This is a genomic window from Candidatus Fukatsuia endosymbiont of Tuberolachnus salignus, from assembly GCF_964030845.1.
Lineage (GTDB): Bacteria > Pseudomonadota > Gammaproteobacteria > Enterobacterales > Enterobacteriaceae > Fukatsuia > Fukatsuia symbiotica.
Window position 1 is genome coordinate 220,601 of sequence record NZ_OZ034983.1, and the last position, 25,943, is coordinate 246,543.

The 25,943-nt window shown below is 42.2% G+C and carries 24 protein-coding genes and 1 pseudogene; 5 read left to right on the plus strand and 20 right to left on the minus strand.

Going from position 1 to position 25,943, the window contains the following annotated elements:
• Positions 1–19: 19 nt before the first annotated feature.
• From frr to AAHH42_RS01115, 5 genes are all read right to left on the minus strand, one after another.
• A complete protein-coding gene (frr, locus tag AAHH42_RS01095; protein ID WP_342221525.1) occupies positions 20–577 on the minus strand; it encodes a ribosome recycling factor in 558 nt (185 codons plus the stop codon).
• Positions 578–727: 150 nt separating this feature from the next.
• The gene (pyrH, locus tag AAHH42_RS01100; RefSeq protein WP_072550716.1) at positions 728–1,456 is read right to left on the minus strand and encodes a UMP kinase; all 729 of its coding nucleotides are present in this window, start codon (positions 1,454–1,456) and stop codon (positions 728–730) included.
• Positions 1,457–1,578: 122 nt separating this feature from the next.
• Positions 1,579–2,427, minus strand: coding sequence for a translation elongation factor Ts (gene tsf, locus AAHH42_RS01105; RefSeq protein WP_072550715.1), 849 nt, complete (start codon positions 2,425–2,427; stop codon positions 1,579–1,581).
• Positions 2,428–2,556: 129 nt separating this feature from the next.
• A complete protein-coding gene (gene rpsB, locus AAHH42_RS01110; protein WP_119797612.1) occupies positions 2,557–3,279 on the minus strand; it encodes a 30S ribosomal protein S2 in 723 nt (240 codons plus the stop codon).
• Between the two features lie 452 nt (positions 3,280–3,731).
• A complete protein-coding gene (locus tag AAHH42_RS01115) occupies positions 3,732–4,193 on the minus strand; it encodes an Lrp/AsnC family transcriptional regulator (RefSeq protein ID WP_072550714.1) in 462 nt (153 codons plus the stop codon).
• Positions 4,194–4,315: 122 nt separating this feature from the next.
• Between AAHH42_RS01115 and AAHH42_RS01120 the strand changes: the two genes are divergently transcribed.
• A complete protein-coding gene (locus tag AAHH42_RS01120) occupies positions 4,316–5,356 on the plus strand; it encodes a PLP-dependent cysteine synthase family protein (RefSeq protein WP_072550713.1) in 1,041 nt (346 codons plus the stop codon).
• 64 nt (positions 5,357–5,420) lie between these two features.
• On the opposite strand, the gene AAHH42_RS01125 is transcribed toward AAHH42_RS01120, so the two are convergent.
• The 6 genes from AAHH42_RS01125 to AAHH42_RS01150 all read right to left on the minus strand — a co-directional run bounded on the left by AAHH42_RS01125 (position 5,421) and on the right by AAHH42_RS01150 (position 12,541).
• The gene (locus AAHH42_RS01125; protein WP_072550712.1) at positions 5,421–6,164 is read right to left on the minus strand and encodes a type 2 GTP cyclohydrolase I; all 744 of its coding nucleotides are present in this window, start codon (positions 6,162–6,164) and stop codon (positions 5,421–5,423) included.
• A 94-nt stretch (positions 6,165–6,258) separates the two neighbouring features.
• Complete coding sequence (nrdR, locus tag AAHH42_RS01130) at positions 6,259–6,708, minus strand: transcriptional regulator NrdR (protein WP_072550711.1); 450 nt, start codon at positions 6,706–6,708, stop codon at positions 6,259–6,261.
• 31 nt (positions 6,709–6,739) lie between these two features.
• On the minus strand, positions 6,740–7,768 hold the full coding sequence (locus AAHH42_RS01135) for an adhesion domain-containing protein (RefSeq protein WP_162860074.1): 1,029 nt from the start codon (positions 7,766–7,768) through the stop codon (positions 6,740–6,742).
• A gap of 525 nt (positions 7,769–8,293) precedes the next feature.
• Entirely contained in the window at positions 8,294–9,178 is an 885-nt protein-coding gene (locus AAHH42_RS01140) for a SinI family autotransporter-associated protein (RefSeq protein ID WP_342221526.1), read from the minus strand.
• A gap of 107 nt (positions 9,179–9,285) precedes the next feature.
• Positions 9,286–10,203 (minus strand): hypothetical protein, encoded by a 918-nt coding sequence (locus tag AAHH42_RS01145; protein ID WP_205411426.1) that lies wholly within the window; start codon positions 10,201–10,203, stop codon positions 9,286–9,288.
• A 127-nt stretch (positions 10,204–10,330) separates the two neighbouring features.
• Positions 10,331–12,541: an inverse autotransporter beta domain-containing protein gene (locus AAHH42_RS01150; RefSeq protein ID WP_119963731.1), complete on the minus strand. Its 2,211-nt coding sequence runs from the start codon at positions 12,539–12,541 to the stop codon at positions 10,331–10,333.
• A 946-nt stretch (positions 12,542–13,487) separates the two neighbouring features.
• Between AAHH42_RS01150 and rnt the strand changes: the two genes are divergently transcribed.
• Complete coding sequence (gene rnt, locus AAHH42_RS01155) at positions 13,488–14,129, plus strand: ribonuclease T (RefSeq protein WP_072550730.1); 642 nt, start codon at positions 13,488–13,490, stop codon at positions 14,127–14,129.
• A 159-nt stretch (positions 14,130–14,288) separates the two neighbouring features.
• Here rnt and grxD read toward each other — a convergent pair whose 3' ends face one another.
• On the minus strand, positions 14,289–14,636 hold the full coding sequence (gene grxD, locus AAHH42_RS01160) for a Grx4 family monothiol glutaredoxin (protein ID WP_072550706.1): 348 nt from the start codon (positions 14,634–14,636) through the stop codon (positions 14,289–14,291).
• Between the two features lie 1,010 nt (positions 14,637–15,646).
• Here grxD and tpiA point away from each other — a divergent pair.
• Positions 15,647–16,414: a triose-phosphate isomerase gene (gene tpiA, locus AAHH42_RS01165; RefSeq protein WP_072550705.1), complete on the plus strand. Its 768-nt coding sequence runs from the start codon at positions 15,647–15,649 to the stop codon at positions 16,412–16,414.
• Between the two features lie 126 nt (positions 16,415–16,540).
• Here the strand turns inward: tpiA and AAHH42_RS01170 are convergent, their stop codons facing one another.
• The 3 genes and pseudogenes from AAHH42_RS01170 to AAHH42_RS01180 all read right to left on the minus strand — a co-directional run bounded on the left by AAHH42_RS01170 (position 16,541) and on the right by AAHH42_RS01180 (position 19,770).
• Entirely contained in the window at positions 16,541–17,668 is a 1,128-nt protein-coding gene (locus tag AAHH42_RS01170) for a hypothetical protein (protein WP_342221527.1), read from the minus strand.
• A gap of 395 nt (positions 17,669–18,063) precedes the next feature.
• A pseudogene (gene pfkA / locus AAHH42_RS01175) lies at positions 18,064–19,044 on the minus strand (6-phosphofructokinase).
• Between the two features lie 294 nt (positions 19,045–19,338).
• Positions 19,339–19,770 carry a Spy/CpxP family protein refolding chaperone gene (locus AAHH42_RS01180; protein WP_072550703.1) on the minus strand — a complete coding sequence of 144 codons (432 nt, stop codon included), beginning with the start codon at positions 19,768–19,770 and terminating at the stop codon, positions 19,339–19,341.
• Positions 19,771–19,915: 145 nt separating this feature from the next.
• Here AAHH42_RS01180 and cpxR point away from each other — a divergent pair, with 145 nt between their 5' ends.
• Together cpxR and cpxA are read left to right on the plus strand one after the other, a co-directional pair.
• Positions 19,916–20,614 (plus strand): envelope stress response regulator transcription factor CpxR, encoded by a 699-nt coding sequence (gene cpxR, locus AAHH42_RS01185; RefSeq protein WP_072550702.1) that lies wholly within the window; start codon positions 19,916–19,918, stop codon positions 20,612–20,614.
• Complete coding sequence (gene cpxA / locus AAHH42_RS01190; RefSeq protein ID WP_072550701.1) at positions 20,611–21,987, plus strand: envelope stress sensor histidine kinase CpxA; 1,377 nt, start codon at positions 20,611–20,613, stop codon at positions 21,985–21,987. The genes cpxR and cpxA overlap by 4 nt, the downstream gene beginning before the upstream one ends.
• Before the next feature lie 148 nt (positions 21,988–22,135).
• Here cpxA and AAHH42_RS01195 read toward each other — a convergent pair whose 3' ends face one another.
• From AAHH42_RS01195 to AAHH42_RS01215, 5 genes are all read right to left on the minus strand, one after another.
• Entirely contained in the window at positions 22,136–22,279 is a 144-nt protein-coding gene (locus tag AAHH42_RS01195) for a hypothetical protein (RefSeq protein WP_162860073.1), read from the minus strand.
• 25 nt (positions 22,280–22,304) lie between these two features.
• Entirely contained in the window at positions 22,305–22,859 is a 555-nt protein-coding gene (locus tag AAHH42_RS01200) for an IS630 family transposase (protein WP_342221528.1), read from the minus strand.
• A 17-nt stretch (positions 22,860–22,876) separates the two neighbouring features.
• Entirely contained in the window at positions 22,877–23,125 is a 249-nt protein-coding gene (locus AAHH42_RS01205; RefSeq protein ID WP_119797609.1) for a hypothetical protein, read from the minus strand.
• Complete coding sequence (locus AAHH42_RS01210; protein ID WP_342221529.1) at positions 23,098–24,018, minus strand: hypothetical protein; 921 nt, start codon at positions 24,016–24,018, stop codon at positions 23,098–23,100. The genes AAHH42_RS01205 and AAHH42_RS01210 overlap by 28 nt, the downstream gene beginning before the upstream one ends.
• Positions 24,019–24,325: 307 nt before the next feature.
• A complete protein-coding gene (locus tag AAHH42_RS01215; RefSeq protein ID WP_342221530.1) occupies positions 24,326–25,924 on the minus strand; it encodes a replication endonuclease in 1,599 nt (532 codons plus the stop codon).
• Positions 25,925–25,943 lie beyond the last annotated feature (19 nt).

Consider the following 25,943-nt stretch of genomic DNA (forward strand, 5'->3'; position numbering starts at 1 on the left):
TGAACGACATGGTTTTAAATTAAAATGTCATCAGATCGGCTTCTTTCATCGCCAGTAACTCGTCAATTTCTTTGATATGAGCATCCGTCAGTTTTTGTACACTATCTTGAGAATCATGTTCTTCGTCTTCGCTGATTGCACTGTCTTTCAGTAACGCTTTCGTTTTTTTGTTAGCATCCTGACGGATATTCCGTACAGCAGTACGACTTCGTTCAGCCTCTCCCCGTGCAGTTTTTACTAACTCTTTGCGGCGTTCTTCAGTAAGGGGAGCTAGAGGCACTCGAATAACAGCACCGGCAGAAATAGGGTTGAGGCCTAAATCTGATGTTCTGATGGCTTTTTCTACCGTCGAGCTTATGCTATGGTCAAATACGGTGATGGCCAGGGTTCTGGAATCTTCTGCAACTACGTTAGCCAATTGGCGTAACGGCGTTGCACTACCATAGTATTCGACTGAAATACCATCGAGCATGCTCGGCGCAGCGCGCCCTGTACGGATTTTGCTGATATGACCCTTGAAAACTTCTATACATTTTTTCATGTGCTCAGAGGCATCTATTTTAATTTTATTGATCACGTTGTGAACCTTTGAAAAACTGATAATTTGGCAAACCCAACCCTTTGCAAAATCGCCCTTGCAAAACCATAGTTCTGTAGTAACTCTACTATACCATGTCGTGTCACTGTTGAATAAGCAAAGGAATAATGGACGGATTGTGAAAAGAGATCACTTGTTACCGATTAACGTTCCTTCATCTTCACCCATGACAACCCGTCGTAATGCTCCAAATGTATTCATATTAAATACACGGATGGGTAAACTGTGGTCACGAGCCAAGGTAAAGGCGGCGAGATCCATCACTTTTAGTTCACGCTCTAACACATCCTGGTAGGTTAACCGTGAATACAAGGTCGCTCCTGGAACTTTCACCGGATCAGCCGAGTAAACCCCATTAACTTTGGTGGCTTTTAACACCACATCCGCTTCAATTTCTATACCACGTAAGCAAGCGGCTGAATCTGTAGTAAAAAACGGATTACCGGTACCGGCAGAAAAAATTACTACCCTATTATTACAAAGTAAGCTAATAGCTTCGGCCCAGCTATAATTATCACATACACCGCTCAGTGGGATAGCAGACATCATACGTGCTTTAACTTCGACACGGTGCAGCGCATCACGCATTGCCAAGCCATTCATCACCGTAGCTAGCATACCCATATGGTCACCAACGACACGGTTCATTCCTGCTTTTGCCAAACCTGCACCGCGGAACAGATTACCCCCGCCAATGACGACACCAACTTGAATTTTCAGGTCGGTTAGTTCTTTGATTTCTTTAGCGATACGATACAAGATATCAGGGTCGATACCAAAACATTCTTTACCCTGCAAGGCCTCACCACTCAATTTGAGTAAAATACGCTTATATATGGGTTTTTCACTGATTGCCATGGTGTTTGTCTTGAGCCTCTGTATAAAAATGTTAGAAATTTGACCGTATACATGATGGGTAATAGCGATTAGCTGTCTGACAGACAAAAATAAAACCGCCATTTGACGGTTTTATTCGGGTATCAAGATGGTGAATTCATCGCAGTCACTTCGGCGGCAAAATCGGATTGAGGTTTCTCAATCCCTTCACCCACTTCATAACGTTCGAAGCCGACGACATCAGCATTACCTAATATTTGACTCACTGTTTTGTTGGCGTCCGCGTAGAAAGTCTGACCAGTCAGAGAAATCTCATGAGTGAACTTCTTCATACGCCCTTCAAGTATTTTTTCAGCAATCTCAGGGGGTTTGCCAGATTCTAGCACTCTACTCAATTGAAACTGGTGCTCACGATCAACATCCTCTTTGGGAGCATCCTCAGGTGTAAGACATTTAGGATGACTCGCTACGATGTGTACCGCGAGCTGTCTAACCAGTTCTGCATCAGCACCCCTGGCTGCCACTATTGCACCAATACGTGCGTTATGGTGCAAATATTGGCCTAATACCGCATCTGTAAATATAGCAATACGGCGAATACGGATATTCTCACCTATTTTGGCGACTAAACTGGCGCGTTGTTCTTCGAATCTGGTTTGTAAGATGGCAATGTCCGTTATTTTTTCGGCTAGCGCCTGGTTGATCACTTCTTCACCAAATGCTTTGAAACCCGCATCCTTTGCGACAAAATCTGTTTCACAATTCAGCTCAACCATAGCCGCAGCGTTACCGTCAACTTTAGTCAGAATGATGCCTTCAGCAGCGACACGATCTGCTTTCTTTGCTGCTTTCGCTTGACCCGATTTACGCATGTTGTCAATAGCCAAATTAATATCGCCATTGGCCGCAGTCAACGCCCTTTTGCAGTCCATCATACCTACGCCGGTACGGTCGCGCAGTTCTTTTACCTGAGTCGCAGTAATATCAGTCATTCAATTTTCCTCGTTTATCCCATTGGGGGAAAAATTCGATCGCGGAACGATTTCTACAAACAATTTTTTTAATAGACTTCTTGCAAAACTGTAGTTTGTTATGCGAGGTCAAGGCGTTTTGCACGCTTATTATTCTACGATGAAATTTTCTTCTGCCTGTACTACCAGATCTTGAGAACGGCCTTCCTGAACAGCTTTTACAACAGCCTCTAGATATAATTTTATGGCACGGAGGGCGTCATCGTTACCGGGAATAATGAAATCAACGCCGTCCGGACTAGAGTTAGTATCAACGATTGCGAGTACGGGGATACCCAGGTTATTCGCTTCTTTGATCGCGATATGTTCATGCTCAGCATCAATAACAAACAGGGCATCGGGTAAACCGCTCATATTTTTGATGCCACCCAAGCTATTTTCCAACTTGTCCAGTTCACGTTTGCGCATTAGCGCTTCTTTCTTGGTTAACTTGTCAAAAGTGCCATCTTGAGACTGGGTTTCTAAATCTTTCAAACGGTTGATAGATTGACGAACGGTTCTCCAGTTAGTCAACATGCCACCCAACCAGCGATGATTGACAAAAAATTGCTCACAGCCATTGGCCGCTTCTTTTATCGCTTCACTTGCAGCACGCTTGGTACCAACAAACAGGATCTTACCTTTACGGGAAGCAATCTTTTTCAATTCAGCCAAAGCGTCGTTGAACAGGGGGACCGTTTTTTCCAGGTTGATGATATGAACTTTATTACGGGCACCAAAGATGAAAGGCTTCATTTTGGGATTCCAGTAACGAGTTTGATGGCCGAAGTGAGTACCTGCTTTGAGCAGATCACGCATGGAAACAGTTGCCATGATTAAAACCTCTATAATTTGAGTTGGGGTTATGCCTCCACAAATCCCATAACACCGACCCCGCAAGAAAGAAACTCGGAGCACCCCGGCGTATGTGTCGATTCGTGTGTGTTATTTACACATATGAGTACAGTTCATTGGTGTCATTTTTTCCACCCGCCACCTTAGTCAACCACAATAGACTTCTTGCAAAACCTACTATCTATTTGTTTGTAAATACGTGCTGCAGATTCTGAGTCACGTGGTGCCCAGAATCCTCGTGCACTGCGGTTGCTGTGCGTCAGGCGCCTTGACTTCGCATAACGAATCATGGTTTTGCAAGAAGCCTAATAAAAACGGCAGTTCACTAAGCTAAAACAGAGTGGATTATCGGCGCGTTTTATACCATAAAGCAGCACTATACACCAATCTTTGTTACGTCTTTCTATGCGTTGCATAGGCTTCGATCTCAATTAGTCATATACGGGCAATTCAGTCGTGTATTTAATTTTTTCCATCGCAAAGCTGGTTGTTACATCGATTAATCCTTCTACGCTGTTGACCAGCTGCTTGTAGAAATTGTCATAACTTTTCATGTCGTTCACTGTGACTTGCATGAGGTAATCATACTCACCCGTCATACGATACAATGCCACAACTTCAGGCATATTTTTGACCCATGGCGTAAATTTTTCGTACCAGTCACTGCTATGTTGATGTGTTTTGATCAGCATAAAAGCCGTCAACCCTAACTTCAGTTTTTCGCTATCAAGTAACACCACACGACCACGAATAAACCCTTCATCTTCCAGACGCTTGATACGTTTCCAACAGGGTGTGGATGTCAAATGGACCACTTCAGATAAAACTTGTAATGATTGGGTGCAATCTTTTTGCAGCATACGCAATAATTTTCGATCTATTTTATCTATCATAGGGTTCACCAGTAGAAAATATTTCCATTTTATTGCAAAAAAACAGCAAAAATCATAATTTTTTTTCCACAAAAAAAATTAAAATTGACAACATTAATTCACGATATAAAACGTAGACTTCTATGAATAGTGCCTGGATAAAACATGCGATTAATGAAATAAAAGCGGATTATCAACGCTCAGCTGATACACATCTCATTCGCTTAAGGCTGTCAGCCTTTCCAAACATCAATCTCTATTTAAAAGATGAAAGTACCCATCCAACGGGTAGCTTAAAACACCGGCTCGCACGTTCCCTCTTTTTGTACGGTTTGTGCAATGGTTTAATCAAACAAGACACCACCATCATTGAAGCTTCATCTGGCAGTACCGCGATCTCAGAAGCTTATTTTGCTCATTTAATCGGCCTGCCATTTGTCGCTGTCATGCCTAAAGGTACGGCTAGAAAGAAAATAGAACAAATTACTTCTTACGGTGGACGCTGCTCTTTTGTCGATCATGCTAGTCAAATTTATCAGGCATCGGAACAACTTACCCGTGAGTTTAACGGTCATTATATGGATCAATTTACCTATGCGGAACGTGCGACTGACTGGCGTGGTAACAATAATATTGCCGATAGTATTTTTCAGCAAATAGCCCGCGAGCCATTTCAAATACCCAAATATATTGTAATGAGCGCCGGTACCGGTGGCACCTCGGCAACCTTAGGTCGCTATATTCGTTATCAAGGTTACAATACCAAGTTAGTCGTCGTCGATCCTGAAGGCTCAGTATTCTATGATTGTTTTACCACCGGGAAGAAGGATATCACGGGTACATCTAGCAGCAGGATTGAAGGGATCGGGCGTCCTCGTGTCGAGCCTTCTTTCATGCCAAAGGTCATCGACAATATGATACGTGTCCCCGATGCTGCCAGTATTGCCACCATACATTGGCTTGAACATATACTAAATCGAAAAGTGGGAGCTTCTACTGGTACTAACGTTTGGGGTGCATTACAACTCGCGATACAAATGCGTGATAGATCACAATCTGGCGCAATAGTCACCATATTATGTGACAGTGGTGAGCGTTATCTTGATACCTACTATAACCCACAATGGGTAAGTGACTGTATTGGCGATCTGGCCCCCTATCTACGCCAATTGGAAAACTTATAACGGCGCTTTTTCGTCGCGTTTTTTCCTCGTCTGAATATTACTTATTATGATTTATAACAATCTGTTATGCTGGATTGGGTACGTCAATAAAAATGACGTCTAGTTGATGTTCATCGATTAACCACTTTCCTAATGCTTCGATACCATAACGTTCAGTGGCATGATGTCCGGCAGCATAAAAATTCACCCCCATCTCTCGGGCAATGTGGATGGTTTGCTCAGAGACTTCACCGGTAATAAAGGCATCGACACCAAATTCAGCTGCCTGTTGGATATAGCCTTGGCCTCCGCCTGTACACCAAGCCACACTTTGCACTTTAGTAGGTGCATTATCACCACAATGCAATACTGTTCGTTCCGACAGTATTTGCAGACGTTTAGCCAAGATCGTGGCATCAAGTGGTGGTTTAAATTCACCATAAGGTAGCAGTGATTCAATCTTACCCTGTACTTCAATATCAAGCCGTTTAGCCAATTGCGCGTTGTTACCCAATACCGAGTGAGCATCAAGGGGTAAATGGTAGCCATAAAGATTAATATCGTGCGCCAACAGTGTTTTTAAGCGATTACGTTTCATGCCGCGTACTACCGCTGGTTCATTTTTCCAAAAATAGCCATGATGAACTAAAATAGCATCAGCCTTCTGCTCCACTGCTCGTTCTAAAAGCAACTGACTGGCGGTCACGCCGGTGACAATACGTTTGATCTCTGGTCGTCCTTCTACCTGTAAACCATTAGGTGCGTAGTCTTGAAAAGTTTCAATATTGAGCTCGGTGTTAATTAATTTTTCTAGGACAATATTGTTCATAAGATCGGGATCGAGTTAGATATAGAGAATAAAATTAATCTATTATAAAAATGAGTAAATTAAAATTAAAAAATCACAATCAATCAAAATTAGGTTAATCTTTCAGTTTGGCGATTTCTTCGCCAAATTCGCGAATATCCTCGAAACTACGGTACACGGAAGCAAAGCGGATATAGGCTACTTTGTCTAATCGTTTTAGCGCTTCCATCACCAAATTACCGACCATTTTGGCGGGGATCTCGCGCTCACCCGTAGCACGTAATTGAGATTTAATATGGCTAATAGCGGTTTCAACATCGTCAGCACTCACTGGCCGTTTCTCCAACGCTTTTAATATGCCACTACGCAGTTTATCTTCATTGAACGGCTCACGGACACCATTACTTTTTATCACCCGTGGTATGACCAACTCAGCCGATTCAAATGTTGTCCAGCGTTCATGACAGAGTAGACATTCACGACGGCGACGCACCTGCGAAGCCCCACTCACCAAGCGCGAATCAATGACTTTGGTATCAACAGCAGTACAAAACGGACAATGCATAATGTATCGACCTCACTGCAATAACATAAAACTATTCAATGCAACTGATCAAAGCTTTGGCTCTCTTGGATGGCGTATTATTTATTGTGCCACTATCTAGATTATACAGCTTTAATTCACCGTTTTCTGAGGATATCACCCAATAAGGTTGATTAACAGGCCAACCGATTTTTTGTTTTACATTGGGTGAAAATTCATCATGGAGATGCTTAAATTCGTTTTCCGTGGGTATTCTTCCTGGGGCACAAAATTTTCTTATACCACTATCTTTGAGGTACTTTGCCCATTCTTCTCCATCAACAATATGAGGACTATGATAGCGATTTGATGGTAATTCTTCAGAGTGTAACTTAGGTCGTAAAAAGGTAATGCGGTTTCTGTGGATCTTATTGAGCCTGCCGGTAAAATTTAACTCTTTACTTTGGTGATGGCCATTATTTAAGCTAGCGCTCACTCTACTTTTTCCAAGTAAAGTATTGGTCACAGTAATCCTTATTTTACCGCTTCTGTCTGTTTTTATTCCTGATTTGACAGTGAGTATATTCAAATCACGATTCAGTATGTAACCACTGGCGGCATTGCTTCCAACTTCACCAATGTGAGAACGATTGCTGGTCATGATCTGAACGGGCTGATCTGCAATCGGTTTTTGATAGTGATCAGTCACTGTTATCTCCATATCGTGTGTCTCTGTACCATCAGCATTCTTTCTGCTGTTGGTTATTACTATATTCTTGATATAGGTTTGGCTAACTTGCAACGAATAGGTACGAGATGTCCGATACCATTTCTGATTGGGTATACCTGAGGTAGAGGAGGCTAGCAGAAAAGTGTGTAGCGTCACTTGATATTCTTTACCCTCCGCCTTGGCAGCAACAAAAGAAAGTAATTTTTCGTCATCAGAAAGTCCTACATCTTTATGGTGCCAATGGATCATAGGAATGTTACGACGGGTTTCAACCACAGCACTTAATCCTACATCACCGTCTGCATCTGATAACTGTACGTTTCCAACTTTATCGGAAACTGTAAATTGTATCGGTCTATCTAATAGACTCAAAATATCACCGTTCCGAACCGGGGTTCCATTAGGGTGCAGCAAATAAACTGTGCCACTTACCTCGGGGTAACGCCCGTGGATAATGCTCGTTTTATTACTGAGAATGGCATCAGCGGGATAACAGATCAATAAAGCTAAATAGAGCCATGACCGGTAACAAACTCGCGACGCCAAGAGTTTATTTTTTTTGATTAGGGTGATACAACAAGATGGGTTGTTATTTTTAACATATCGGCAGAGGGTTTTCATTTTATTCTCTTCCTACTTCTAAGAGCCTGTTCGAAATCTCTTGTGCTCGCCGTGTTTTGGTCAAGTCATTCGTCAAAAACGCGCTCAAAATGCTCATTTACTCCTTTTTATTGTATGCAAAGGGTAAACTGCGCTTTTTCGCCCGTTTTTTCCTCGTTTGAGCACAGCGAAAAAGATTTGGAACAGGCTCTAACAAAAATAAGGATATATATGAAAGGGATTAACTCTACCGTAATCGATAAAGTTAACCCTGTAGTTTTAACTATAAATAGTCATTTATTTATAGTTGTAATCGACAGCTAGGCTAAAGCCCTGTGCACCATCCTTCGAGTTTGTTATTCGTTCAGCCGCTGTGTTATCTGGTACGAGGAAATTACCGTCGGCTGTGGTTGTACGTTTGTCTCCATTGGCATCACCTGAAGCACTGGTACCGGTTAATACCCAAGTATAAGAAGTCAGCGCAGTTAGATCGCCAGTAGGACTCTTATCATCAGGGACTTGGTCAGTATTTTCATCCGCCCATAGTTTAAATACGTAGGTTTTATCCACTTGTGGATTGGTAGCATGACCAATCAAGTTCGTATCAAAGTTAGTATCGGTACTGTCATAAATTCCAGCTAGTACGCTCCTGCTCGCAATTTTCACTGGCCCTGGTATCACTACAGGATGTGCCTGCTTATTGGTGGTAATATCTTCAATCGTAAGCTTATTACCTGTTTTAGGATCTCCCGTTGCCGAAATCGCTGTTATCTCAACCTTGAATGTTGTCGCTCCTGCCGCACTCAGTGGGATTTTTAATACGCTTCGACCTGTCGTTCCTGACGCCCCTGATGCAAGGGTATTGGTGATTAAAGCTGTGTCCAGGGGAATTGTACTTTTTGGTGTCACCGCATACCATTGAACGGTAGAAGCATCTAAGTCACCATCAATGTCGCTATAAATATACTCTAAACTGATTTGATCTCCTGTAGTTAAAGCACTTTGGTCTTGTTGCTGTAATGAAAAATCAACTCCCTCAATACCCGTTCCATTCAGTAGTGTTGGTACCGTCCCTTTAATTGTGCTCGTAGGTGTGGTCATAATCGCGTAAGCACCACCCATACTGTAGCCAATTAAAGCCAAGGCCAGTGCTGTTTTCTTTAAGGTAAAATCGGTTTTCATTCATTTTTTCCTTTACTGGATTGGGTGTAACAAATCTTTTTTTATCGTTGGTAAAGCAACGATTCAATCTTTTGTTACGCATATTTAATACCTACCGAAATAGGTTATTAGTCAAATTCGACCATCAGTTTGAAGCCCTGGTCTCCTGCTACTGTGCCCGACTCTGAAAGACTGTTGACAGGTACGTTGTATTTGTCGGAAGTTGCCCCGGGAATTGCCATTTTATTTAATGTTGACGATGGGTTATTTCCTGTGGCGACCTGGTTATTTCCGTGTAAAATCCACTGAATCTGCTTGAGGTTTGCGGTGATATCAGCTTCCGTCGCATCCCAAACACCGTTACTATTACTATCAACCCAAGCCCTGAATAAATAGCTTTGACCCACTCGAACAGAGGGTGCTTCCGCCCTGGTATAGTCTTGCGCTCCTGATCCTGCCTGTGGATTATCTGTCGCTAAAAAGATACCTCCATGAGTACCCGTGAGCGTAACTACGCCAATATTCGCAGCGATGTGATCATCGTGCTGACTAATATCAGCAATGGTTATCAATTTGCCAAGACGGGGGTAACCGTAAGCAGAAGCGACTTGAATGCTCACTTTAATCACTGAAGCACCGGCTGCTTGAGGTGGTATTTTAATTGTCGAACTACCTGATTTTTTGCGATCACCTAAGACATGACTGGCATCAGGAATGCTGTGATCAACCTCATTCAAAGTATAAAACCAGCTCACTATACTGTTATCGGTATCATTATCTTTATCATGAAAGTTATAGGTTAGGGTTATACTGTCCCCTGCGGTTATTTTTCCAGCAATAACAGAAACACGGCTAATATCCACTGCATCAGCCTTCTGGTTGGAAGGCGCACTGATCGTCGGTGCTCGACCCTGTATCGGCGCAGTTTCTTTGCTTATCCTTGTTCCTGGGATAAAGCCAGAATCAAAAATGTCATCCTCGCTAACAGGATCATCCGTATTAGCGATAGCATTCGAATATCCACTCAACCATAAAACGAGTGTCATCGTAGCTATTGCAATTGTTTTTAACGTTAACTTCATGCTATCTGTTCCAGCGTTAAATGCATTTTATCCAATGCTGATTGACTCCTTTCCGTTGTTACAACAGTAGATTTCTTGCAAAACCTACTTATTAATAAGTGACCCTAATTTTAAAACCTTGATCACCACAAGTCAGACCCGTATTACTTTCATGGGATTCTCGAGGGGTAAAGGTATAGCCACGCACTCCAGTATCATGGTTGTTCAGTGATGCTCCTGATGCACCACATTCGCTATTTTCACCATGTAACAACCATCTAATATGATCAGGGGGGATTTGTTCGGTGATATCTTCATCGTTTTTGGCGTAAAATTTCGCCTCATATGCCTTGCCAACCAGCGGGGTATCACCCGTTTTTAAAAGATTCGATCCCTTTGGATCAAGAATAACTATCCGTACGTCTTCAGTACTATTAGTAGCCACAAATAACAAAGACAGGCGATTGCTCTCACCATAGTCGGCCAAAGATGCAGCCAGTTCGAAACTTCCGTGCAGACTACTTACTACTTTCACTACATATTCGTTGGCTTCTGGCTGATTAGGTTCAATAACACGAATACAAGGGAGTCTCATTCCATTACTATTTTTAGGGCAACGTTTTTCAGTGACTACCGGCACCCTTTTGCCATCCTTATCAACCACATACCACGTTGGTTTTATACCTTTAAGCTGTACCGTATTACCTTTGTAATCTTGCACGTTAATTTTTACTTGAATGGCATCCGCGACGATGCCGCTAGCCGGTGCCTTGTTATCGCCGATGACGGATAACTTTCCTTTTCGATTGTGACCATTAAGAATGTGCAAATTATTAGAAATTGCGGTATTGCCTTTTTTATCAGTAAGTTCAATAGCTAGCTGATAAGTATTACTGTCTTCTGATTCGGGACGCCAAGTTGGTAACGTAATTTTCCATCCTTGGGGATTGAGGCTACCCGCAGTGGCGACTAAGGAAAGTGGCACAACATCACCCAGCCAGCGTATTTTAGTGATTGGATATTTTGTCTTTACCAACGGCTGCATAATATAGCTATCCCCCTCTATCAGCCCTGGTGTCACCGGAGGAAGATCAACGCTAATAACCTGTTTTTCCTTGTATTCAAGGACGATATCGTAGTTACGATCTACCAGATCGAAGCGATTACCTGTAAGACTACGGCTTGTTCCCACTTTAGTGGGATCTAACTGCTGCTGTAATGTGACACCCCATTGATAATTTAATGTCAGGCCAAATTGGGTTTCTTTTTGGCGCTGCTGCCCTTGCTTATGATTGACATTAATGGTTGCTAGTGGAAAAGGGGTGTAATTTAAACCTAGGTTGACAGCACGAGGATCTTGTTGTCGTTGATTTTTGCCAAAACCGAAGAGGCCAACTGCATCGCCAAAATACTGCTCATATTTCAGCGAGGCACCGAGTTGAGGGTAAGCAGGCAAATAGCCTTGTCCACGAATATCGAACCCTCGTGCAGGACGTTCGAGATAATCTTCAACATCAGCGGAATCCCTCCAGTTTGATAACGGATGGTAATAATTGGCAGCAAATTTCAGATAGTCCATCGACGTCTCTAGCCCCATTCCCATACGGCGATGAGAGCGACTCCAATCATAATCAAAGAAAAAGTTATATCCCCAACGCCAACGGTTATCAGGCATATCAATACGTTGCCCAATACCTAAATGAGTGATCATACGCCCTTGCTGATCATGGATGCCCATTTGTGAGAAGAGTAATTGGTGCGGGTTGTCATACCAAGGTGTAAATAGTGAAACACTACTCTTATTAAAGCGTCCCCGATCATCAACCGCTAAATTAAATTGTGCCTGCCCAAATTTCCCTAATAAAGTTTGCGTTTTTTGCTGTAATGGCGTCAGAAAATAATTTTTCGCCATGCTTTTAACCTTCCCTGTTGCCTCGGTTTTTATTTTATCAAGAGTGATATTATTTAAATCTTTACTGGCCAAAAACTGGAGGGCCCGTAATGGATCCGCCTCAGTAGTTCCCTTGGGTTGGCAACAATTGTTTTCACTTGATAAAACCGGCAAATTATGCCGTGCCTCTTTATTTGTATCCTGTTTTCGATCGCCGAATAGTGTGGTATTAGAACTTGATGAGCCAATAGAAAAAAAGGAATTTTCATTAACAATAATATTTCTATGTTTATTAATTGCTGGCGAATTAGGTAGGTAATGGTTAGCTTTATAAATATCATCAGACTGCGCCGGGTGCAATAAACCCTTTTGATTTTCAACAACGGGCTGCCATGCCACTTCATTTTGCTGGGCAAGCAAGGGGCTAAACATGAATCCGATAACTAATATAGGAAAGTTAAAGCATATTGACCTAATTAATTGAAATTTAAATAAAATACGTTCCATTTTTTTAACCAAATGCCGCTATGAAATTTTCTTGATATTTATGAAAATACAGACGTAATCATATAAAGAGACTAGAGAGACGCACGAGAAACCAATTAGTAACTAATTGATTTTATGCGTTTAATAAACATTATAAAAGCAAAAATTAAATTTAATACTGTCCCTCCATATGACACTACGAAAAATAAGTAACAAGTAACATTTAATGGTTAATCTTAATAAATCAGTAATCTATTGATGAACAGCTAAAGGTATATAGCCATCACTCGGGCGCGGAGGATAGCACAACCTTTTACGTTAATAAATAGAAAAAATAATTATGCTCGTATGTAACTTTCAAAAGGGGGGGTTATTTAACTTCAGCATTAATAGTGTGGTATATACTCTAACAATTTACATCCCGGTCTATTGATACAACACATTGAACAAAAACGTATTCCACTGTTCTTTCACACCCTATGGTTGCCATTTTTAGGCAGAAATAAAAGTACATTCTAATTTTAATTACTGTGATAATAATATTTATGGTTTCTATTGAGAGCAATCAATATACTCTTAAAAACTGTGATTTAACAGAATGGTTAAAAACACCCATTTAAAATATGGGATCCATGTATTTTTTTGTAACTGTCTGATGAGGCAGCATTACCTTATATAATCATTGATTCATGTTGAGCATAGGAGCCCGCTAGAAATCTAATTATACTCGCCAATACTTCGTCAAAAATGAACTCAAAATGTTCATTGACTTTCATGGCAGATTGAGGCACCCCTTTAGGGGATATAAATCGTGCCGGATGCGTATTCCTTTCTGCATCCAGTGAAAAAGTTTGACATAATAGGCATTATATTTAATGAAGATAGAAAGCTGATGGCAGATAAAAAAAATCTCAATATCCTGAGAAACCGTTTTCAAGGCTATTATCCAGTGGTAATCGATGTAGAAACCAGTGGTTTTGATGCTCAAACTAACGCATTACTAGAAATTGCGGCAATCACGTTGCGGATGAACGAAGCAGGCTGGTTAACATGTAATGAAGCCCAGCATTTTCACGTGCAACCTTTTGAAGGTGCCATTTTAGAAGAGAACGCATTGATATTTAATGGGATAAAGCCTAAGGATCCGTTGCGTGGCGCTATTAGTGAATATGAGGCTTTGGATGCCATTTTCAAGAAGATAAGAGCAGAGCTCAAGAGTGAGGGATGTCGGCGGGCGGTTATTGTCGCCCATAACGCTCGCTTCGATCACGGCTTCGTGATGGCCGCTGCCGAACGATCTGCATTGGAACAAAATCCGTTCCACCCTTTTGTTACTTTCGATACCGCGGCGTTAAGTGGTTTGGTGTTGGGGCAGACGGTGTTAGCCAAGGCTTGTGTCGCTGCTGAAATCGGATTTGACAGCAAGCAGGCACATTCAGCTTTATACGATACTCAGCAGACCGCAACATTATTTTGCGAACTGGTAAACCGCTGGAAGCGTTTTGGTGGTTGGCCTCCGTCTCGCCCTGGTTGATGGGGGACTCTATGAGGCTCCTTGCAAAACCCACTGTGTGGTATGAATTCAGCGTTACGTGGTGCCCGCCAACCTTTATGGTACTGCGCAGTACGCACTGCGGTTGCTACACGCCGGGCGCCTTGACTTCACACCACTCGCTCCGGTTTTGCAAGAGGTTTATTGTACGGTTTCGGCCTGCTGTGGGCGGTGTTTATCAGCGGCTTTGTCTACTAGCGGCTGCAACGCACCGGTCCGATACAGCTCATTCAAGATGTCACAGCCACCTATTAGTTCGCCATCAACCCAAAGTTGTGGAAAAGTTGGCCATACAGCAAATTTGGGTAGCTCAGCCCGAATATCGGGGTTTTGCAAAATATCTACATAGCTAAAAGGTACACCACAGGCAGATAATATTTGCACCGCTTGTGCCGAAAAACCACAATTTGGCAGCTTGGGCGAACCTTTCATGTACAACAGGATCGGGTTTTCTGCGAGTTGATTTTTAATCTTTTCAATAGTCGTCATCTGTTACGTCCTCAACAATATGTTTAATTGCATCATGGTTATAATCTGTACCTGTCTTTCACCGTTACGAATTTCCGCATATTTTGCGGTAGTGACTTTGCGATAGCTATACCGTCATCAAATTGACTGGTGGTGGGTTAGGCGGCAGCCGCAAAATTTTAACATAATTCAGCCAGAAAACCGCGTTTAATATCCTTACAATGTAAAGGCCGATATCCTCGCCATAGAGCTAGAACTTCAAATCACACTGGATAAATTGAAGAAAATCATATAAATTATTTATGGTTGTTGATGCCAAACCGTAATTCTAAGCCGTAAGAGAAGCTAGGTGTTATCCTATCAACACGCAAGAGCGAGCTTAGTATAAATGGTAATAAACATAGCAAACAAAATAGCAAAAATAGCTAAAAACTGGAATCATCGCTCGATGAATCTAATTTTTTATTCTTAGCCAACGCCAGTAGTGATAGGGTTTTCGTGAGTTATCCACCAGTTCTGTGGATAACCTTGTGTGTTAGCCATAGAAAACTGATGTCAAACGCGTACGTGCGCCACTTGTACCGTTTTGCCGATATTCTCTTCTTTTTTATTTAATCGCTTCTATAACAATATGTTAATTAAAATCAAGCTACTAATTTAGTGATCAGCAAGGGAAATATTTTCTTTGGACAAATTAATTTTTTAGTCTAGGGGCTGTTGGCTCTTCACAATAAGGGTTTCTCGCTTGAATTATATAATAAATATTAATTAATTGCATATGATGAATAATATAAGTTAATAATGAAAAACAAAGCCATTACAATTAATCCTCTCTATACTGTGCAGCATATAATACATTAGACCTCTTGCATAACCTGTTGCATGGTGTGGATTCGGTGTCATGGAGTGTTTGCAATCCTCATGTACTCGTATGTCAACGAAGGTTGCTGTGCGCTTTGGCTTCGCATAACGAACGCCGGTTTTTCAAAAAGTCTATTCTCTTTGCTGAAAAAAAGATTGGAGGAATAAAGATGCGCCATCCCTTGGTTATGGGTAACTGGAAATTAAACGGTAGTACTGGGATGATCAGTACATTTATCCCAGCGCTACTGGCAAAATTAAGCGAAATGAAGAAGTGTAACCTGGTCATTGCTCCACCGTTGGTTTACCTCCATCAAGTCCGAAGTCTGCTTGCGGGTAGTGTTATCAGATTGGGTGCACAAAATGTCGATATACATCCTGCTGGTGCTTTCACCGGTGAAATTTCTGCCGAAATGCTGAAAGATATCGGTGCAAAATACATCATTATTGGTCATTCTGAGCGTCGTAGTCATCACCGCGAAAGTGATGAGATTATCGCTAAAAAATTTGCCCTCTTAAAAGCACAGGATTTGATTCCGGTACTTTGTATCGGTGAATCCGAGGTCGAAAACCAGGCGGGGGAGACACAGGGAGTCTGTGCAAAGCAGCTGGATGCCGTATTAAAGACCTCAGGTGATAAAGCATTTGAAAATGCAGTCATCGCTTATGAACCTCTCTGGGCAATTGGTAGCGGTAAATCCGCGACCCCAGCAGAGGCACAGAGGGTACATAAATTTATCCGTGGCCATATTGCACAAAAAGATGCTAACAGTGCAGAAAAAGTGGTTATTCAATACGGAGGGTCTGTTAGTCCCGCTAACGCTGCCGAATTGTTCGAACAACCCGATATCGACGGTGCGCTAGTAGGGGCTGCATCATTAAAAGCGGATGAGTTTGCAGCGATAGTCAAAGCGGCAGCAGATGCTAAGCGAAACTAAGAACGGTTTGACGCTAAAAAAACCGGAGCGACGATGACTCCGGTTTTTTTGTTGCTGCGCGCCAGGCGCTTTGGCTTTGCAGTATTCGCTATAGTTTCGCAAGCAGTCTACTACTATTAAAGACCTTTATTTTTGATCACGGAAACCGACGTCATACAGCTCCAGTTTACCGGCGCCAACCGAGCCAATGAATTTTTTTAGTGTACGCTTCAGGCTCTTATGATCAGAAGAAATATCCACTTTATAATATTTTTTCTTTTGTACATCAATTAAATGAACTTCGTTATTGGTGACAACCACATTACATCGATGTTCTGGTGTTGGACAGAACAGCGAACGCCAACAGCCTATTTTGCGTGGGATCACTAATATTCCATTCATATTTTTTTTATTTTTTGCTAGTCTGGCAGATAATTGTGCAATGGAGTCGTAACATTTAATATTTGTCTCCTCTGTTACAAACAGTATAACGTCATTCCCTTTTATTTCAGGTATAGCACGATGCAATATCGTTGTATTTATCGTATCTGCTACCGATTTAGCACAAGATGCAGAATTAGTTTGTCCCACACCGTGGATCCTAAATATTTTTTCAGCCAGCCAAGCGACAAATTTTAAACGCTTAACAGGTCTACCATAACGATTTACTTCTTCTAATAGCATATTTTTTGTGTACGATTCTAATATAGACGAATAAAATCTATGGGTTGAGTCATGTGGAAGCCCCCAGATATCGATGTCTGGATAAATTTTTTTCTTTAATAATTTATCTGTGTCTGCTGTGCTAAAATAATTATCTTCGATGTTAATGTTGGAAAAGCCTTTACTGCCACTGTCATCTATCATCGGATGGCTGGTTCCGGCGCAATTATCGAGATCAATGGTTTCTTCTAATTTTTTTTCATTACCAAAATGTCCTCGAATACTACTAAATATTCTGAGACAAGGTGAAGAACTGTAACATTCTACTACTGCCAGTCTGTGCGACTCTTTATATTTTTTTAGTTTATACTTGACTAAGTCATGAGCATTTTCTCTTATCATTCCCTTTTTACGTAGGGAATTAAGCGCTTCATCTACTGAACCATGCAGTTCCTTTGTTGAAAAATTGAGAGAGTGAAATTCATTATTTCCATTATTGATAGAAAGCAAAAATTTATTTGATCCTGAGAAACATCCATTCAATTTATTCATTGCTGTGCTTTCATTGTCTCGTAATAAAGGAAGCTCAGACATACTTATTGACGTTTTCATAAGAAGTTCCTCCAGAAAGAAAACTGCCTTATTTAACCGTAGTAGATAAAATAATGTAGACTTCATCCTATTTTCTATATCTAATAGAAAATGAACGTTTATGAAAGTTATTGGCATAAAAAGACTGCGCTTAAAAATACGTAAGAATGTTAGCAGTATAATTATTTTTATCGTGCTAATAACAGATGCAGAAAAATATTTAATGATAAAGAATAGATTTTTTGCAAACCCGTGATCTGTGGAGTGAAAGTCAAGGCACTTGGAGCGTAGCAGTCACAGTGTGTACAACATGCGAGCACCGAGTAACGTAGAATTCACACCACACAGTAGATTTTGCAAGAAGTCTAATAAAAAAACCTCCATAAATAGAAGGTTAGCTTATTGTAATCCTGTCATTAAAATAGTTTTTTCGCTATCTCTAACCAGTCTTTTTTAAACTTACTTTTTTTATTTTTAGGTGCAATACAGGTAGAAATCAGTTTATTCACCATTTTATCGTTTTGTACTCCCACACAGCGTGCACCTGATAGCCTCCAGCCTTTAACTAAGCGTTCGACCGCGTAGGCTCCCATACGTGAGGCTAAAATTCGGTCATAAGCCACCGGTGAACCGCCGCGCTGAATATGACCCAGCACCGTTGCTCGGGTTTCCCTCTGAGTTTTTTCTTCGATATATTTAGCCAGTTCATTGATATCACAGACATGTTCAGTAATGGCAACGATGGCATGCTTTTTACCTTTTTCGATCCCGGCTTTGATGGCGCTCAACAGTTCTTCTTGTTGAAATGTTTCTTCGGGTATGATGATAAATTCACAGCCTCCGGCAATAGCTGCTGCCAGCGTCAGATCACCACACCGTCACCCCATCACTTCAACCAGCGAGATACGTTGGTGAGAAGAAGAGGTATCACGTAAACGGTCAATAGCTTCAATCACTGTTTCTAATGCGGTGAAAAAACCTATTGTGTAATCGGTACCTGCCACATCATTATCAATGGTACCCGGTAAACCAATGCAGGGAATTTGGCCTTCGTTTGTCAGACAATCAGCACCAGCATAAGAACCATCGCCACCAATCACCACTAAACCATCAATATCACGTTCTTTCAGGTTATTAATGGCGCACAATCGTTTTTCTGGTTCAGCAAATTCAGGGAAACGCGCCGAGCCAAGAAACGTGCCGCCACGGTTGATGATGTCAGAAACACTACAGCGATCCAATTGCAGCATACGATTTTCGTACAGGCCAAGGTAGCCATCATAAATCCCCCAGACTTCCAGACCTTCAGACAAAGCGGCACGTACCACCCCACGGATAGCGGCATTCATCCCTGGTGCATCACCACCGCTTGTCAATACAGCAATTTTTTTGACCATAATAACCTCTGAAGCTGTAAACACCTTATTGATTAGACTCCTTGCAAAACTTGCTAGGTGCTGCAAATTCTGCGTTATCTGCCCGCTCACAATCCTCATGTATTCGCATGTACCGTGCAGTTACTACGCGTAAGGCGCCTTGATTTCGCATAACGAGTATAGGTTTGGCAACGAATTATGGTTTCGCAAGAGGTTTGTTGATTATGCCATTAATATAATGTAAACCACTATGTGGGTATGAAATATTACCGCAAAATATTAAGCTGCCATTGACTCAAGCAGCAGGCGTGATATTTATTGCGAATACTTTTGATGCAATAAATCTTTTTGTTTCTGAGTTAATAAACTGTAGATTTTATTACGTACTCTTGCCATTTCGATTTGGCGATTAACCAGTTGCATTGACATCTTTTCTGCTAGCTCACGAACAGCTACTTCATCGAATTGATCCGTAGTAATTAGCTGACGCATTTTTTCTCTGTTTATTCTATCAATGCCGGTTCGATTACGACAGGTTTGACTGACCAAGTCACGAATGTGCATGCGTTGGTGTTCAGTCAAGGAAACCATGTCAAACATATTATAATAACCAGGATCGATGCCCATTTTTGTTAATGCATCGTCTCCATAGCACCAACTATCTGCTACGATTGTATGTGTGGCAAAGACAGGGGAATATCCTGAAACCAATATTGACACCATGATCAGCGCTGTTAACTTGCGCATTATTACCCCGTGAGTTCAGCCTTACTATACAATTGGGGTAGTCTATCTACCTGGCTGCAAACTAGCTTCAGTGCCTGTAAAATTAAGTAAAGTAACAAAATATAGGTGATTAATAACGTATTTTGCATCAAGGGACAAAAGAACTATGAATAAAATTCTGCTGGTTGACGACGATATAGACCTCACCTCCCTATTGAAAGAACTACTAGAAATAGAAGGGTTCGATGTCGTTGTCGCCCACGATGGAGAGCAAGCTTTGCAACTGTTGGATGGTTCGATTGATGTATTGTTACTCGATATTATGATGCCGAAAAAAAATGGTATCGAAACACTGAAAGAACTGCGGCAATCTTACCAAACACCGGTGATGATGTTGACTGCTCGAGGTAGTGAATTAGATCGCGTGCTAGGGCTGGAACTAGGTGCCGACGATTATTTAGCCAAACCATTTAATGATCGCGAGTTGGTAGCACGTGTACGGGCAATGTTACGGCGTTCTAACTGGAGTGGACAACAACAGAACGTGGATCAGGGTGCATCAACGCTGGAGGTAGATGGTTTACAACTGAATCCGGGTCGACAGGAAGCCAGTTTTGATCAAATCGTGCTGGATTTAACGGGTACTGAATTTACGCTGCTTTATCTATTGGCTCAACATCTTGGTCAGGTGATATCACGTGAGCGCTTGAGTCAAGAGGTTCTAGGGAAACGTCTGACGCCTTTCGATCGTGCTATTGATATGCATGTTTCTAATTTACGGCGTAAGCTACCAGATCGCAAAGATGGGCTACTCTGGTTTAAAACCCTGCGTGGTCGAGGATACCTGATGGTTTCAGCAACATGATTAATAGTTTAACTGCCCGTATCTTTGCTATTTTCTGGTTTACTTTGTCGCTGGTGTTGCTGTTGGTATTGATGGTACCAAAACTCGATTCACGTAAAATTACCGCTTTGCAAGACAATGAGCGACGTCAGGGCATGATGCTGGAACAACACGTCGAAGCGGAGCTTGCCGGTGAACCGGACAATGACCTTATGTGGTGGCGCCGTTTACAGCGGGCCATCGAAAAGTGGGCTCCCCCTGGTCAACGTTTAGTGTTAGTGACCACTGAAGGTCGGGTTATCGGTGCCGAACATAAAGAAATGCAAATTGTGCGCAATTTTATCGGGCAGTCGGATAATGCCGATGCACCTAAAAAGAAAAAATATGGTCGACTGGAAATGGTTGGCCCCTTTTCTATCCGTGATGCTGAGGAAAATTATCAGCTTTATCTTATCCGCCCCGCGAGTAGTCCACAGTCCGATTTCATCAACCTGATGTTTGATCGCCCGTTACTCTTGCTGTTGGTTACCATGTTGATTAGCGCACCGCTACTGCTTTGGTTAGCATGGAGTCTGGCAAAACCGGCACGTAAGTTGAAAAATGCGGCCGATGATGTCGCTCGTGGTAATTTAAAACAGCACCCAGAACTGGAATCAGGGCCGCAAGAATTTTTGGCCACCGGTACCAGTTTCAACCAAATGATCAGTGCGTTGGAACGCATGGTTGCTGCTCAACAACGTCTTATCTCCGATATTTCTCATGAATTACGTACCCCACTCACCCGCTTGCAACTCGCTACTGCCCTGATACGTCGTCGTCATGGCGAAGGGAAAGAACTCGAACGTATTGAAATGGAAGCACAACGGCTCGACAGTATGATTAACGATCTGCTCGTCCTTTCCCGTACGCACAATAAACATGAGTTACGCCGTGAACCACTTAAAGCTGATGAGCTTTGGGCAGGTATGCTTGAAAATGCAAAATTCGAAGCTGAACAAATAGGTAAAACGCTGGAAGTAGTCACGCCCCCGGAACCTTGGACATTGTTTGGTAATCCTGCTGCACTCGATAGCGCCCTAGAAAATATCGTACGTAATGCACTGCGTTATTCACATCACTACATTGCCGTGGCATTCAGTGCGAATAATAAAGGGGTCACTATTACTGTTGATGATGATGGCCCAGGTGTGAGCTTGGAAGAGCGTGAACAAATATTCCGTCCTTTCTATCGCACCGATGAAGCACGGGATCGGTCATCCGGAGGTACCGGTTTAGGTTTGGCAATTGTAGAAACTGCTGTCACTCAGCACAGCGGTTGGGTACTGGCAGAAGACAGTCAACTGGGTGGGCTACGTTTAATTATCTGGCTACCTATTAATAATATAAGAGCATAACATCGCTCGTTTTACCTCATGCAAAAAATGCGGCATGTGTTCACCAAAATAGGGCGATGGGACCCCCCTATTTTAGGCGCTAGAGAATAGAATCCCAAATCTAGTCCCTAAAAACAGAGTCTATACTCATTCAACTTGAAGGTCTGGATTAGATGGTTTGGAAATTATCGTTAATTCTGCCCCTGAGAAAGGGAGCAATTTTTGCCAATGTACTATCAAAAAATTCGGCTATAGCCCCACGAAACTCTTTGGCTGAAGAGAAAAATCGGTTGTTTCTGACACGCTCGTTCATGACCTTCCATAATCGCTCGATGGGATTAAGATATAGGGCTATAAGGGGGTAAATAATGGAGTACGATAGCCTTCTCTAATGCGGCGTCTTTGACTCGCTGACGGCAATGATAGCCAGAATTATCTAAAATAATGTGTATCTTTTGTGCATCAGGATAAGCAGCTTTGAGCTGCTCAAAAAAAGCGACGGTGGTTTCTGAATTCACCTGCTCAGGACGGGCACTGACCACCTTCATGGTGCTCAATTCAATGGCACCCATGACATTAACCCGTGTTTTTGCCCCTGTTTTGACCAGCGGCTTATCTTTGCCTTTCCTTATCCAACCGCAGACCACTTTGGTGGCCATCGTTGGAGGGGCTGAATCCATAAAAACAATCGGTTCATTCTTAAGAGCACTCTCCAGCAAAGTGAAATAAGACGCGATAAACGCTTCTTGCTGAGCAACATCCACTTTAACCGGCGTCGCTTTGGGCTGCTTATAGCTAAAACAATGCGCTTGCAGCCATTTTGTCATGCCAGATACGGTGTAACAGACGCCAAATTGGGTTTCCACATAAGCACAGATATGGCTGAACGACATAATCATTATTATGTCGTTCAGCCATATGCAGTGGATTTATATTTTTTCCATTTGTCTTGGAACTGTTTCATAAAATATATTCGATCATCGGAGGGCAGGCACTTAAGTTCTTCTACACGTTTTGGTTCCAGTTTCAAATCTTGAGTTTTATCTGAAAATATTTTTTCTATTTCATCATCGATATTTTTTTTATCGCTATCTGAAAGTGACCAAAAACCTATATTGTCTGATTTTATTCTTACTTGGGATTTAGATTTTTTTCCCAAATGTGGGCTGTATCTTTATGTATGTTTAAATCCTTTGCGAGTTTTTTGACGCCGCCACAGTGTGGTGCAATAGCAAGGAACTCTGATATAAATTCCTGATGATAATATATATGCTTACGGTCTGGCTTAGAATTTTTTTGATGTTCCTGAATTGTATTTCCCCATTTTTTTAAGTTGTTGACTCGTTGGGCAGGTCGTTGCTCTGATATTTTTGCTTTGACTCTGGGATCTATCATACTACTTGTCACTATAGGTAGGCTGTTGAATTCTTGCTCTGAAAGTATTGTCGGTTCTAGACTCTCGATATAATTTGATGTGCTATTTATTTCCCTAGAAGCTTCATTTGAATGATTTTCGTCAGAAGGTTCACTTTCAATAGTATTCGGTTGTAAATAAACAGAAAAACTTGTACTAGGTTGAGAAATGCTTTGAGAAAAAACAGATGAATTCTCGGTTTTTTGTCTCTTCCCAGAAAATATTTGATTACTTTCATCGACGGAAAAATGCCTTTTTTCCAAAGGTGACGAAGTATTTTGAGTAGTACTCAAAAATTCTTCAAAAGAACCGTCTTCATCTAGGAGTGGTTCCCCTTCAAGATCTTGTGGTATTTCATCATTTGTAAAACTTTGTGATATTTGCTCTTCTATAAGCCTTTCTTCCTCCGATGAAAGCCTTTCTGTAGGTTCATGTAACTCGTCACATGTGTTTTGTGACTTAGGAGGGTCTTGAGGTTGAGATGATACTATTGCTTGGTTTGTACAAATTATTGCATCAGATGAATTACGCGCACCATTGAACGTTCTAGAAACCGCTTGATAGCTAATTTCGTCTCTACTTTCAGGTAAAATAGTTTGAAGTGGAGACTTTGATCTAACTGACATTGGGCTTGGCATATTACTATTCTCTATTATAATTAAATGAGGAATAAGATTTTATGACACTAAATTGATAATAATTAAGTGTGTAAAATAAACATAATAGACTAAATTTAATTATAAATTATTTACTCAATCTATTAACACATAGATACTTTATACCAAACATCTCTCTAAAAAATCCTTCAAAAATAGCTCATTTAATAATCATAGTGTGTCTGAAGCTTAGTAGATGAGAATCCGTGCTTAAGCTATTTTTAAGATTTTAATACCGTTGAGAGAGCTATGTTTAACTGCTGAGATATGGCATTGAGCATAAATTTCCTCAAATCCTTAGCGGCCTCGCACATTCCTTCATCTTTTTACACTTGATGATTTTCCACGCAAGGGGACAGTTATTGCCACGAGTCCGAGTCCAAGGGACGGTAAGCCCGTCCTGAAGGGCAACACCTGACCCCCGATCACTTTCTGCCTGATTAACAGGATGAACAGGCTGCTTATCACTTTTCGCCTTACGCACCTTTTTCCAGGTATCCACATGGGTACAAATCCGTGACGCCATGCCCAGCCGGGGCGACCACACGCCGTAAATTTTCACCCCCTGCTCACCGTAGGCATTCAGGGTCTCAGATTTGATATAAGCTGTACGCACAGTATGGTTTTTACGTGGGATCAACACCCCGCCTTGCTTAACAATATAGGTCGCCATACAACCGGCATCGGCAGCCGCGAGCACCTCATCCATTGGCTTATCTTCCAGCTGTTGCCCCCCTTTTTTTGATGTTGATTTTCGCTGCAATTGACCGGCCAGCAAACGCAATTCACGGTACGTTTGACGCGAAGGAATACCAAAAAACTGAAATTGTCGTACCCGATGCAAACTTGCCCAGGCCACGGCATGTTCAACCGATTCATTAAGCGGCTTACCGGTCTCAATACTCAGTAATGGCTCACCTGTGGCCTTATCAACGGCTTTTTTCAGTACTGTGCCGTCAATATTTTTACTGATGTATTTCGCCAAATAACTGGTTGGCGACCCTTTACTTTTCAGCACCGGTTTGACATCAAAGCGCGGTTTGATATTTTTTCCTAGCTCCTCACGATCGCTACGGATCGCAAACTCACGCAACACACCGGTGATCGCCACACGGTCTTTTTTCGCCATAAAACATAGCAAATGCCAATGCACCGTGCCATCATGATGCGGTTCGGCGACCCGCACGCCATACCAGCGCAGCCCCATCTTATTCATCTTTTTGCGCACGCCCGCAAACAGATCGACCAGATAATCACTGCTTTCGCGTACCGTATGGGTCGCCCATTTCGGATTCGGTTTACCGCAAGATAAGGTGGCGTGATAACGTGACGGGCAGGTAAGGGTATAAAACATCGCATAATCACCGCGCTGTTCTGCCAGGTTTTCCAGACCTTTGGCAGTGGTCATCATCTCCAGATGACGCAAGTGAGGATTGCTGGTGCTAGCGTTAACCACCTTCTCCATATCCAGAGTCACACCCTCTTCATTCACCAGTTCATGCTCTCGGATAAATTCCAAGGCACGGCGATCTTGATCACGTTTACGCGTCAAGGCATCCTGGCTGACATAGGCAGACGCCTGTTTATGCACCAGACAAATGGCCCGCAACTGCTCCTCACGCCATTCGCAACGCAAGCGCCACAGTTTGCGTGCCCACCAATCGGCACAACACAGCCGTGCCAGCGCACCCGGGATAAGAGGATAAGGCACTTTGTCACGATGCTGGATATGCTCACGCAAACTGTGCCAATGCGGGGCTGTAATAGCAAACCGTTTGGCTTCCGCAGCCACGCGCTGATAAACCCGCAATACCTTATCTGGATCAGTATTATCATCCGGTAACACCTCGGCGCAGGCACAGAAAAACAGTTCCATATGTGCAGCCACCCTTGCCGCCAAGATTTTC